The 12,616-nt window shown below is 51.0% G+C and carries 11 protein-coding genes; 10 read left to right on the forward strand and 1 reads right to left on the reverse strand.

Going from position 1 to position 12,616, the window contains the following annotated elements; genetic code table 11:
* Positions 1 to 273: 273 nt before the first annotated feature.
* Together B0I18_RS11315 and B0I18_RS11320 are read left to right on the forward strand one after the other, a co-directional pair.
* On the forward strand, positions 274 to 639 hold the full coding sequence (locus B0I18_RS11315; protein WP_106522818.1) for a BlaI/MecI/CopY family transcriptional regulator: 366 nt from the start codon (positions 274 to 276) through the stop codon (positions 637 to 639).
* 78 nt (positions 640 to 717) lie between these two features.
* Positions 718 to 2,877: a M56 family metallopeptidase gene (locus tag B0I18_RS11320; protein WP_146146721.1), complete on the forward strand. Its 2,160-nt coding sequence runs from the start codon at positions 718 to 720 to the stop codon at positions 2,875 to 2,877.
* 103 nt (positions 2,878 to 2,980) lie between these two features.
* Here the strand turns inward: B0I18_RS11320 and B0I18_RS11325 are convergent, their stop codons facing one another.
* Complete coding sequence (locus tag B0I18_RS11325) at positions 2,981 to 5,017, reverse strand: hypothetical protein (RefSeq protein ID WP_146146722.1); 2,037 nt, start codon at positions 5,015 to 5,017, stop codon at positions 2,981 to 2,983.
* 118 nt (positions 5,018 to 5,135) lie between these two features.
* On the opposite strand from B0I18_RS11325, the gene dnaG reads away from it, so the two are divergent.
* The 8 genes from dnaG (at position 5,136) to B0I18_RS11365 (ending at position 12,451) form a co-directional block, all read left to right on the forward strand.
* Positions 5,136 to 7,085 carry a DNA primase gene (gene dnaG / locus B0I18_RS11330; RefSeq protein ID WP_106522821.1) on the forward strand — a complete coding sequence of 650 codons (1,950 nt, stop codon included), beginning with the start codon at positions 5,136 to 5,138 and terminating at the stop codon, positions 7,083 to 7,085.
* Between the two features lie 103 nt (positions 7,086 to 7,188).
* A complete protein-coding gene (locus B0I18_RS11335; protein WP_106522822.1) occupies positions 7,189 to 7,731 on the forward strand; it encodes a TetR/AcrR family transcriptional regulator in 543 nt (180 codons plus the stop codon).
* A 36-nt stretch (positions 7,732 to 7,767) separates the two neighbouring features.
* Positions 7,768 to 8,232, forward strand: coding sequence for a methylglyoxal synthase (locus tag B0I18_RS11340; RefSeq protein WP_106522823.1), 465 nt, complete (start codon positions 7,768 to 7,770; stop codon positions 8,230 to 8,232).
* A gap of 24 nt (positions 8,233 to 8,256) precedes the next feature.
* Complete coding sequence (gene ade / locus B0I18_RS11345; protein WP_106522824.1) at positions 8,257 to 9,906, forward strand: adenine deaminase; 1,650 nt, start codon at positions 8,257 to 8,259, stop codon at positions 9,904 to 9,906.
* An 85-nt stretch (positions 9,907 to 9,991) separates the two neighbouring features.
* On the forward strand, positions 9,992 to 10,414 hold the full coding sequence (locus tag B0I18_RS11350) for an energy transducer TonB (protein WP_146146723.1): 423 nt from the start codon (positions 9,992 to 9,994) through the stop codon (positions 10,412 to 10,414).
* Between the two features lie 21 nt (positions 10,415 to 10,435).
* A complete protein-coding gene (locus tag B0I18_RS11355; protein ID WP_106522826.1) occupies positions 10,436 to 10,831 on the forward strand; it encodes an energy transducer TonB in 396 nt (131 codons plus the stop codon).
* Positions 10,832 to 10,925: 94 nt separating this feature from the next.
* Positions 10,926 to 11,426, forward strand: a complete 501-nt coding sequence (locus tag B0I18_RS11360; protein WP_106522827.1) for an energy transducer TonB — start codon at positions 10,926 to 10,928, stop codon at positions 11,424 to 11,426.
* A 29-nt stretch (positions 11,427 to 11,455) separates the two neighbouring features.
* Positions 11,456 to 12,451 (forward strand): bifunctional heptose 7-phosphate kinase/heptose 1-phosphate adenyltransferase, encoded by a 996-nt coding sequence (locus tag B0I18_RS11365; RefSeq protein ID WP_106522828.1) that lies wholly within the window; start codon positions 11,456 to 11,458, stop codon positions 12,449 to 12,451.
* The last annotated feature ends 165 nt before the right edge of the window (positions 12,452 to 12,616 follow it).

A 12,616-nucleotide genomic window follows, 5' to 3' on the forward strand; every position in this document is an offset into this window, starting at 1 on the left:
CTGGTATGTGTATTGAACTGGCGCAAGCGGCCGGGTGGCCGGCGATAGCCTTGTAGGCGCTATACTCCCGCTATGCAACCCGGTATCCTGTCAAAGGCCAGCCCCCGTTTACGTAAATAGAATGGCGATGGTACCGGAAGTAAACCGCGGAGCGATCTGCGGTTTTTTTAATGAACCGCGACCTGGTTGTTTAAAAAAAATGAAAAAATATTTGGCAACTACGAAAAGTATCGTACATTTGCTACGAACTAATTCGTAGGTAGATTTACATCCATGAAAAATATCAAACCGACAGAGAGTGAACTGGAGATCCTGAATGTGATCTGGGAAAAGGGAGCGGCCACGGTACGTGAAGTGCACGAGGTGCTTGAAAAGCAGAAGCCGTCGGGGTATACCACTACCTTAAAGCTGATGCAGATTATGTTTGAAAAAGACCTGCTGCTGCGCGAAGCTTCCGGCAAGACCCATATTTATAGGGCTGCCATAGGTAAAGAAGCAGTGCAGGGCCAGATCGTACAACGTATGATCGATAATGTATTCAGCGGTTCCGCAGCCCAACTGGTGATGCAGGCCCTGGGTAACAGCAGCACTTCGGCTGAAGAGCTGGATGAAATAAGAAAGTACCTGAAATCGTTATAAAACAACATTGTAAAGCGCTTGTGATGCCCTTTGCAACCGGTGTCGCAAAAAATCAAACCTATTAACCTTTACCCGGCGATGAACGAATTCTTACTACAACACCAATCCTTACTCCAGGCGCTTGGCCTGGCCATGTTGCACTCTTTAGGGCAGGGTTTTATACTCTTCCTGGTCCTGAAAATAATACTGCCTTTGGTTCCGGGCAAAAGGGCCAATGCCCGTTACCTGATCAGTTATACGGCATTGATCGCGCTCTTCGGCGGTTTTATGTACACCTTTTTTGCCGAATGGCAGGCTGCGAAGCTGGCAGCCGGGTTCAGCATACAGGAACATATTACCGCGGCCCCCGTCCTGGCCGGTAACGCGGATATCGTATCCCCTAACGGCAGCTGGCAGTTTTCCCTGGGACATTACCTCGATACCTTCCGTCGTTACCTGCCGCTGATGGCGCTGGGTTACGCCTTTGGTATCAGTATACTTTGCTGCCGGATGATCTGGCAACTCTTCAGGGTACAGTCGTTGCGCAGGGAAGTAATTGACCCCGGCGAGCAGCTGAACCAGGCGTTCCTGGCGCTTCGCGGGCGCATAGGCTGGAGCCATAAGGTTGTTGTAAAGTTGTCGCGCAAGGTAAACGTACCGGTGGTGTTCGGTCACCTGAAACCGCTGGTATTATTACCGGTAGCATTGGTCAGCAAGCTGGATGTACAACAGCTTGAAGCCATCCTGCTCCACGAGATCGGGCATGTAAGAAGGCACGACTACCTGTTCAACATGATACAGTCGGCTATCGAAACGCTCCTGTTTTTCAATCCCTTTACCCGCTGGATCGCTACCAATATCCGCCTGGAGCGTGAGCATTGCTGCGACGACTTCGTCGTGAAGCATACCCGGCAATCGTTGCCTTACGCTTATGTATTGCTGGCGCTTGAGGAGTACCGTTCGGGTTCCCTGTCGCCGGCCATGGCAGCCGACGGCAACAGTAAATCACCATTATTTAACCGTATTAAACGTATTACAACCATGACATCTTCAAAGCAAAAAAAGCAGAGGAACCTGGGGGCCGTTACCGTGCTGGTACTGGTAGCCGCCATGGTCTGCTTTGTAACGGCTTTCAGCCAGGATAAAAAAGAAACACCCGTAACCACACCTGCAGCGGCACAAACGGCTAGCGAACAAGCTGCCGAAACCGGAGCGGACAACGATCAGCAGGCGCAACAAAATAAAAACAAACAACAAAAAGAAACTGCAGGCGACGACGATGGCCCGGCAAATACCATGACCGCCAAAGAAGCTATGGACATCGCTAAACAGGCTATGACCGTTGCTAATAAGTCCATGAAGGAGATCGATTGGAACAAGATCAGGAGCGATGCGGAAAAAGCCAGTAAAGAAATCGACTGGGATGCGATCGGCCAATCGCTCGAACAGGCCAAAGCCTCTATCGATGCCATAGATTGGAACGAAGTACGCCAGTCGGTAAAAGAAGCCCAATCCTCTATAGACTGGTCGGAAGTGAACAAAGCTATGAAAGAGGCCTCCAAAGAAGTAGATAAGGCCATGAAAGAGCTGGATAGCGAGCTTAAAAAAGAAGAAGGCAAACATTCTTCCAACCTGCAAAGCCGTGCGCGCACGGAAGCCGACCTGGCCGCAACACACGAAAGAACGGAGGAGGCTATGCGCCTTCAAAATGAAGCTATAGCCCGCCAGGACGTTGCCATAGCCCGCCAGAGAGATGAGATCCGTAAACAGCAGGCTGCTGTCGATGATGCGCAACGTAAGGCACAACAGAAACAAGACGAAGCCATCCGTAGACAACGGGCGGCTATGGACCAGGCGCAACGTATGGCAAGGCTGAAACAGGACGAGGCCCTGCGGAAACAGGATGCAGCACGGGAATATGGACAACGTATGGCTCGTGTAAAGCAAGAGGAAGCTATAAGAAAACAAGAGGCCGCAATCCGCAAACAGGAAGAGGCGGTAAGACGTTACGAAGACCGCGTACGCCGCACGGAAGCGCAGCAGGCCAGGGTGGATAATAAATCCAAAAGAGAATCTGATGCGCTGGTCGATAAACTCGCCGAAATGGGCTTAGTCAATAAAGCCGGCAATTTCAAAGTACATATCGCTAAAAACAAACTGGAGATCGATGGTAAAGAGCAGCCCGAAGCCATTGCACGCGAATTCCGTTCTTATATGGCCGATGGCAAGACCATGACCATTACGGTAAGCAACAACTAATTAGCCTATTCAGCGAAATGCCCCTGTCCTGCGGTTTTCAGGCCGTTTACAGGGGCATTGTTATGCCTGGTATGTCATCAGGCAGCGTAATTATATTCTTGTTTTATTGCTTAGGATCGGCAGGCGGCGCTTTTTTATAGGTATTGAAGAGGCGGTAGGCAAGCGTTACGGCGGCTTGTTCGGGTTTCTCGGTATAGGTATAGTCTTCCCTGCTTACGATCTCCTTCCCGCTTTTGTCGGTTACGAAATAGGTAATGGTTTTCTTGCTGCCGTTACGGGAAAATTTGAGCGTGACTTCGGGGGCGGGTATGCTGCGGTCGGATACCCAATTGATATTGCAGGATTTTAACCGGTCTACGATCACAGCATCGGGTGTACCGATCACGGACAGGCGCATATTGGGCCTGAGTTCGGAGAAAGGCAGCAACTGCGGATAGGTAACATAGAAGCCATACAGGCTTTCGTTATAGGCCGCTTTGTTTTTACGCGCCTGGGCGCATTCCGCCATGGCTTCGTAACTGCGGGCAATCAATAGCTTTTCGTATTCCGCATCGATGCGTACATCACTTAATATCTCGCGCAACAGTTTTTCCGCATCGGTGTAATTGTTTTTCTTCATTTGCAGCCGGGCCATATACAGCCTGAAGTATTTTTTGATCAGCGGTCGCTGGTCGTCTTTCAGTTCCTGGGCAAACTTCTGGTAAAAGAACTGGGTGCTGAAGTCCCGCATCAGGTACCAGATCTCGTCCCAGCTTACGGTGCTCTCGGTCGAGAACAGCCGGTAGATCACCAGGTCGCGCTCGGGGTTCATGGCAAACTGGTTGACGATCAGGTATTGCAGCAGGTATTTGGCGCTGCTCTGCTGGGCCAGGCCGCTCAGTGCCACTGGGCTGTACAACCAGTTGCGGTTTTCAAATTTTACCTGCTGGATCCGGCTGATGTTGTTCATCAGTTTGATCATATTGATGCTGAAATCGTAATGGCTTTGCCCCAGCGTAGTGCCGATATGCACTTCCTTAAACTGTTCGGCCTTTTTGATATACCGTTCGCTTTCCGCCACATCGCCGTTATACATACAGCAACGGGCCAGGGCTATATTGTACCAGCCAAAGCCCGGGGTAGAGCCTGAGGCCTTGATCATATCCTTCATATTCTGGATGCCGGTCTCCGGTTTGCCTTTATAAATATCCAGCAGCGACGAATAATAGGCCCACTCCTGCAGCCGCTTATCGCCCTGGTCCTGTGTGCGGGCAATGTTGTAGTGGAAAGCCGCCTGGCGGAAGTCGCCGCAGATCGAAAGGAAAGTAGCATAGTTGTTATGAGAAAAAATGGAATAATTCCTCATCCGGTCATAATACCGGGCTGCCGAGTCGATGTTTAAGGCGTAACTGTACAACATGGCTTTGTAGTGGTATACGCTCTGCATCTCGCTTTCTTCATAACCGGGCTGGAACAGCGCGCTGTTCAGCCTTTTGTCGGTCCGTATCTTTTTGAATGCGGAATCGAGGAAGGCATTGGCCAGCTGTTCGTTTTCGGGAATGCTGTTTTTAAGGAAGGGGTATTTGGCCTTGGTATAAAAACGGTTGCGGTGTACGGTCCAGGCCAGGTAGTTATAACTCTGCATGTAGAACTCGCGCTGGAAGTTCCAGCGCTGCGACCTTCTGATCACGTTGTAGGCGTCCTGCGGCTGTTCCACGTTATTGTAACATTCCATCAGGTTATACGCCACCAGCGAATAATCGAGCTGGAAGCGGTAAGCCGGGAAATAGGTCATCAGGTCGGAAGTGCGGGTGCGCAGCATCCGGGCATAGTCGCGTTCGATCTGGGCCAGGGCCCTGCGTAACGGGATAATGGCATTTTTGTAACCCAGGTAGTCGGCAGCGTGGTTTACCTTGTACATGCCCTCGTACAACCAACCCACATAATAGCTGCTGTCGGTGCGGATAAACTCCCGCGAGCGGGGCAGGGCATCGTCGCTTTCAGGATCTGTGCCGGTACGCTTCGCATCTATTTCATATCTTTTCTGCGCATTACGCGGATGGGCTACAGGCGGGCCCACCTGCGCCTGCAAACCGCCAGGGGTAACCAGGAAAATATATATAAAGAATAGCGTAAGTCTTAAGGCTGCTCGTAACATCAAGGGTTTGGATATTAGTATATTCAGTTTCTAGCTACCAAAAATATCGAAATTTTACCCGCCATCCCAGGGGCATAAAAATTATTATTTAAGCAGGCAGTTAATTAACTTCGCATTTCAGATGATCGCTCCCGAATCCATACAACAGGTAATCAACCGAAGTGATATTGTAGATGTAATAGGCCAGTTCGTAAAACTCCGTAAACGCGGCACCAATTACATCGCAAATTGTCCTTTCCATAATGAAAAATCGCCCTCCTTTAATGTAAACCCCGCCAAAGGTATCTTTAAGTGCTTTGGTTGCGGCAAAGGCGGCGACGTAGTCTCCTTCGTGGAAGAGTACGAAAAGTTTTCGTTCGTGGAGGCTATTCGCTGGCTGGCCAATTATTACCAGATCGAGCTCAACGAAACCGAAGCGCCCGAAGAGTACAAGCAACAGCAGCAGATCGAGGAGAGCCTGCGTATTATCAACGAATTTGCCGTTCAGTACTTCCAGGATATCCTTACGAAGCATGAAGACGGACGCCTGATCGGCGGAAGTTATTTCCGGGAGCGGGGTTTCCGCGATAATATTATCGAACAGTTCCGCCTGGGGTATAGCCTCGACCGCTGGGATGCCTTTGTCATTGAGGCCAAAGCTAAAGGGTACAGCCTGGAACTGATGGAAAAGGCCGGCCTCATCAAGGTGCGCGATGGTAAGCCTTATGACAACTACCGCGGCCGGGTCATCTTCCCCATTTTCAGCGCTACCGGCAGGGTATTGGGCTTTGGCGCCCGTATCCTCAAAAAGGTTGAAAACGCGCCCAAATACGTCAATTCGCCGGAGAACGAATTGTATGTAAAGAATAAAGTGCTCTACGGGCTTTACCAGTCGCGGCAGAGCATTGCCAAACAAAATGAATGTTACCTCGTAGAAGGTTATACCGACGTGATCTCCCTGCACCAGGGCGGCATTACCAATGTAGTGGCCTCGAGCGGCACCTCGCTTACCGAAGGACAGCTGAAGCTGATCGGCAACCTTACACGTAATCTTACGATCCTTTATGATGGCGATGCCGCGGGTATCAAGGCTGCGATGCGCGGCCTGGATATGGCACTGGCCGAGAGTTTCAACGTAAAGCTCGTGTTGCTGCCGGATGGCGAGGATCCCGATAGCTTTATCCAGAAGTCGGGAGCGGCGGCCTTTACCGAATACGTTAACGAGCACAAACGCGATGTAATCGGCTTCCGGCTTGAAGTAGGGCTTAAGGATGTGGGTAACGACCCGGTAAAGAAATCGCAATTGGTCAACGAGATCGCCGAAACCATCTCGAAGATCAATAAAACGGAGGACTTCAGCCTGCAGCAATACTATATCCGCGAAAGCGCCAACCAATTGCGTATCGATGAGGAAGGCCTGATCAACCTCGTCAATAAATTTATCAGGGACCGCCTGCAGCAGGAGCAACGGCACCGCGAGCGGCAGGAAGAGCAGCAACAGCAGGATGAGCTGATGGCCATGATCGCTATGGAGAGCGAAGGCGTACCGGCCGATACCGGCGTCTCCAGTCTCGTACAGAGCGAGCATGAACGTAAAGAATGGCAATTGGTCCGTATGTTGCTCGAGTATGGCCATAAGCCTTTTAAGGAAGTGAGCTCGGTAGCTAAATATATCTTCGAAACCATCGATGTAGAACTGATGTCCAATCCGCTGGGCAAGAGAATGATGGAGGAGTATTATAACTACTGGATCACCGAACACCGTATCCCCGAGCTCAGCTATTTCAGCAACCACCCCGATAAGGTGATCAAACAAAAGGTGGCCGACATCCTGCACGAACCTTACGAGCCCAGTCATAACTGGACCGAAAGGCATAAGATAGAAGTGCTGTATGGCGAAATGATCTATATCGAAGAGATCGAAAGTACCGTAGCTTACTTTGAATTAAAAGTGCTGCGCGAAATGATGCAGGAGAATATGACGCAGATGCAGACCGAGCAGGATATACAAAAGCTGGCTACCCTGATGAAGGCGCAGCTGAGCCTGAAGACAAGAGAAAGGGAACTGATGTCGATCATCATCATCCGTTAGGCATCACACATGCCTGAGCCTTGACTGGTGAAAATTCACGAATTTTCTTTTTTTTGAATACTTTCAAATCCTTATCTTGGACGATATTTCACAGACTATACCAATGAACAGAAAACAGAGCATAGCAGAGAGTGCCTTGGCCCTGTTTGCCAAAAGGGGCTATGAAAATACTTCGACCCAGCTTATCGCCAAAGAGGCCGGCGTATCCGAAGCCCTGATCTTTAAACATTTCGGTAATAAGGAGAAGCTCCTTACTTTCATTATCAAAGAGGGGTATAAACGTATCGTCGAAAACAACCGGGGCACCTTCCAGGATAAAGACCCGCTTGCCTTCATCAATACCGTGATCGAACTGCCCTATAAGCTGGTGTGGGAAGAGCCCCAGTTCTGGGAGCTGCAGTACCGCCTGCTCGACCTGGAGGTATCGCTCAAACAACACGAACGTTTTATGCAGCCGCTGCATGCTATGCTGGTAAAAGCTTTCAAGGAATTAGGGTATGAGCAGCCGGAAAAAGAAACCGAACTCATCCTCATTTTTGTGGAAGCCTTCTGGAAATACCTGGTCGCACACCGCGAAGACAATAAATCGAAATACATCGAGCTGCAGAATTTTTTCAAGAATAAATATGCCATCCAGCAGGCCTGATCAGGGACCTGTTCCGCCTAACGCAAAATAAGCTACATGAGTGCTGAAAGAATGCTGGGTCCTGCCAAACGTATAGCGCTGGTAGCGCACGATTACCGTAAGGCCGACCTGCTCGACTGGGCTTTGGGTCACAAGGAATTGCTGCTGCAGCACGACCTGTATGCTACGGGTACGACCGGCAAAATGCTGGAAGAAAACCTGGGCTGCAGGATCACCAAATTGCTCAGCGGTCCGCTGGGCGGCGATCAGCAGATCGGCAGCCTTATAGCACAGGGACAGATCGATATGCTGATCTTTTTCTGGGACCCGATGAATGCCCAGCCGCACGATACCGATGTAAAAGCGCTGCTGCGCCTGAGCGTGGTCTGGAACATACTGCTGGCCTGCGACCGCGCCACAGCCGACTTCCTGGTCTCTTCCCCCTATATGCATACCGCTTATAAGTCCCGCATGCCCGATTATACCGGTTACTTAACACGTGATATAGAAGAAGATCACTAATTTGCCGGCATAAAATCCAGAGGCATGTACCAGGTTACAGGACAGTTTATCGATCTCTTTCAGAAGGAGATCTATCCCGCACGTATTGAAATCAACGAAGGCCGTATCCATAAGGTCATCCGGATCGGCGAAGCACCGCAACAGTATATCCTGCCCGGTTTTACCGATGCGCATATCCATATCGAAAGCTCGATGCTGGTGCCTTCCGCATTTGCGCAGATCGCCGTGGTACACGGTACCGTGGCTACCGTAAGCGACCCGCACGAGATCGCCAATGTATGTGGCGTGGCCGGTGTCGACTATATGATCGCGAATGCAGCTACAGTGCCTTTCAAATTCAATTTCGGCGCGCCCTCCTGTGTACCTGCCACCGGTTTCGAAACCGCTGGCGCGATCATTGGGCCCGCGGAGATCCGCAGCCTGCTGCAACGTCCCGAGATCCGGTACCTGGCAGAGATGATGAACTTTCCCGGCGCCCTGCATGGCGACCCGGATGTACTGGCTAAGATCAAAGCCGCCCACGAGCTGGGTAAGCCGGTAGATGGCCATGCGCCTGGTTTACGGGGCACGGAGGCCGCCCGTTATGCCGCGCTGGGTATCAGTACCGATCACGAATGTGTAACTGCGGAAGAGGCACTGGATAAGATCGAAGCGGGCATGTATATCCTGATCCGCGAAGGCAGCGCTGCCAAAAACTTCGATGCCCTTATCGGGTTGCTGAAGACGCATCCCGGCCGGATCATGTTCTGCAGCGACGATAAACATCCCGACGAACTGGTAAAAGGCCATATCAACGAACTGGTGTTGCGCGCCCTGCGCGAAGGCTGCGACCTGTTCGATACGTTATACGCCGCCTGTGTATTACCGGTACTGCATTACAAACTGGAGGTAGGCCTGTTGCGGGAAGGCGATCCTGCAGACTTTATCCTGGTAGAAAGCCTCGATACCTTTAAGGTGCTGGAAACCTATATCGATGGGCAACGCGTGGCAGAGCACGGCAGCAGCCTTATTGCCGGTGTTGTTGCCAATCCGCTGAATAACTTTTCGATCGCTGCGCAAAAAGAAGAAAACTTCCATTGCCGTTATGAAGGCGGGGGCGATGAGGTACGGGTAAAAGTGATCGATGCCCTCGACGGACAATTGATTACGACCGCTTCGACAGCCAGCCTGCCGGTACGCGAAGGTCTTATACAAACCGAACTGGCGCAGGACGTGCTGAAAATAGGTGTGGTAAACCGTTACCACGAAGCGCCGGTAGCGCTGGGCTTTATCCGCAACTTTGGCTTGCAGCGTGGTGCGATCGCCTCGTCGGTGGCGCATGACAGCCATAATATTGTTTTTGTAGGCGTAGACGATGCGGCCATTACTGCGGCGGTAAACGGTATCGTGCAGCACCGCGGCGGTATCAGCGCCAGCGATGGCGACACGGTAGCGGTAATGCCCCTGCCGGTTGCCGGCCTGATGAGCCTGGCCGGCGGCGAGGAGACCGCCCGGCAATATGAAACGCTCGACGGGTTTGCCAAATCGCTGGGTAGTAAGCTCAGTGCACCTTTCATGACACTCTCTTTTATGGCGCTGCCGGTTATCCCCTTGTTAAAGATGACCGATAAAGGCCTTTTTGATGTCGGCGCCTTTGACTTCGTGTCCCTTACGGGCAATGATATAAAAAAATAATTCGTAATAAAGCTAATATTCCAGGTGTTTAGTATTTGCCCGATAAATATGCTTAATTTTGCCGCTCATTACCAACCGTGGTATTATGTGTAAAGCGTTTTTGTTTTTTGTGATAGCGGGTATCAGCGGCGATTGTGCATTTGGGCAAAGTGCCCGGGAGCAGGTCGATACGGTAATGGTGTCGGGCGACCGGAATGCTTCTTTTCCCGGGGGCGCCGACTCCATGATGAGCTATTTTTCCCTCAACCTGCGTTATCCCAGCAAAGCTATGGAGCAAAAGCTGGAAGGAGAAGTGATGGTGGGATTCGAAATCGATGAGACGGGTGTTATTCACAATGCCCTGGTGCTGTCGGGCCTGGCCGAGGAGTGCGATAAGGAAGCAATAAGAGTAGTGGGCGCTATGCCCCGCTGGGTGCCCGCCCTGCAGCATGGTAAACCTGTAAAAACGCTTTTCCGCCTGCCTATTTATTTTCAGCTGCCCGGCAAACACGAAGAGCAGGAACGGTAAATATTCATTAACTTTCGGGTTATGAAACGAATATTGTTGTTCCTTTTGCTTACCGGCACCTGTTATGCCGCACCGGCTCAGCAGGCCACATCCGCTGTACAACGGGAAGTGCTGACTACAGCCGAGCAGATGCCCGAATTCCCCGGGGGCAATGCTGCTTTATACAAATTCCTCAAGAAAAATATTAAGTATCCAAAAAAGGCCAGGCGGGAAAAAACGGAAGGCAAGCTGGTGGTCCGTTTCGTGGTCGAACCCGATGGTTCGCTAAGCAATCCGGTTGTGGTCGACAAGGTCGGTAATGGCTGTGAAGAGGAGCTGCTGCGGGTAATCCGTAAAATGCCCAGGTGGAATCCCGGCCGGGAACAGGGCGCATTCGTAGCGGTATATTATACCCTGCCCATCTCCTTTAGCTTTTAAATTACACCTCTTTTCCCCGCCGGTTTTTTATTATTGTTTAATATTGCAGGTCATACGGCGCGGGACTGGCTAGCCGGAACTAAAATAACTTTACATGAAACAAACCCTGTTATGGATAACGGTTGTAATGCTGAGCATGCCGGTCTGTGCGCAGCAGCGTAAAACAAATACCAACCGGAAGCCTGCAACACAGCAGGGCAGGCAGGTGCAGCCGGCAAAGCAGGATACGGAAATACCACCGAAGGCAGCGCCACCCGAGCCGCCTAAAAAAATATACGAAACTACTGATGTGCTGGAAAAAATGCCGGAGTTTTCCGGTGGTTACCCGGCGCTCCGCCAATACCTCGGCAGTAACCTGAATTACCCGAACAAGGCCATAGAGGCCAATATACAGGGTAAGGTCGTGGTTACCTTTACCGTATGTGAAGATGGTACCCTGTGTGATGAAAAGGTGATACAGGGTCTTGGCGGTGGCTGTGAGCAGGAGGCCCTGCGCGTGATCAAAAAAATGCCCAGGTGGCAACCCGGTCTTAAAGACGGTAAGCCGGTGAAAGTACGGTATATACTACCCGTCGTATTCCATTTGGAAGACTAAAATATTACAGAAGAAGATTGTTATATAAAATGCCTGAAGAATTATTTGAAAAGATCGCCGACCTGCATGTTGTTGTTGTCGGCGACGTAATGATCGACAACTACCGCTGGGGTGATGTAGAGCGCATCTCGCCCGAAGCGCCCGTACCGGTCGTCTCTATACGCCGCTCCGAAAACCGCCTGGGCGGTGCTGCCAACGTGGCGCTCAACTGTAAAGCCCTGGGCGCACAGGTAAGTATGGCCAGCGTGATCGGTAACGACGAAGAGGGACGTAGCCTGGTGGCCCTGCTCGAAGAACAGGGGATCGATACCACCCTGGTACAGTCGAGCGATGCACGCATGACGACGGCCAAAACCCGCATCCTGAGCCGCAACCAGCAGATGATACGGCTGGACTCCGAGATGCAGGAAGAATTGAATACCCGCGACGAACATGCCTTTATCGATGCTACACTCCGTTTCCTCCAGATCCGGAAACCCCAGATACTTATTTTTGAAGATTACAACAAAGGCGTGCTGAAGGAAAATGTGATCCAGAAGATCATTGCCCATTGCCAGGCGCTGGGTATCGTGGTCGCGGTCGATCCCAAGCTCCGCAACTTCTTTGCCTATAAAGGCGTTGATATCTTTAAACCCAACCTTAAGGAGGTGCGCGAGGGACTTCATATTCCACTCGAACAGGTTACCGAAGCCGGTATGGAAGCGGTACACCGCCAATTGCAGGAACAGCTCGGACACCGTATTTCCTTCATTACCCTTTCGGAGAAAGGGGTGTATTACCACGACGAAACTAGCGGGAAAGTACTACCTTCGCATATACGTAACATCGCAGATGTAAGCGGGGCGGGCGATACCGTGATTGCGGTAGCGGCCGTTGTGTATGCGCTTAGCCGCGATGCCGGTCTGATGGCTGCTTATTCCAATATTGCCGGCGGACTGGTATGCGAGGAAGTGGGCGTGGTGCCGGTTAACAGGGATAAGCTGCTTGCCGAGATTCAGCGATTGCTGCGCGATACCGTATCCTGATAAAGTCTATGTAATCGATGCCTAACATCTAATATCTATCACCTAATATCTATCACCTAATATCTATCACCTAATATCTATCATCTAACACCCAATACCCAATACCCAATACCCAATACCCAATACCCAACATCTAACATCTAATACCTAATATCTAACATCTAA

This window comes from Taibaiella chishuiensis, from assembly GCF_003014535.1.
In the GTDB taxonomy this organism is placed as follows: Bacteria; Bacteroidota; Bacteroidia; order Chitinophagales; family Chitinophagaceae; genus Taibaiella; species Taibaiella chishuiensis.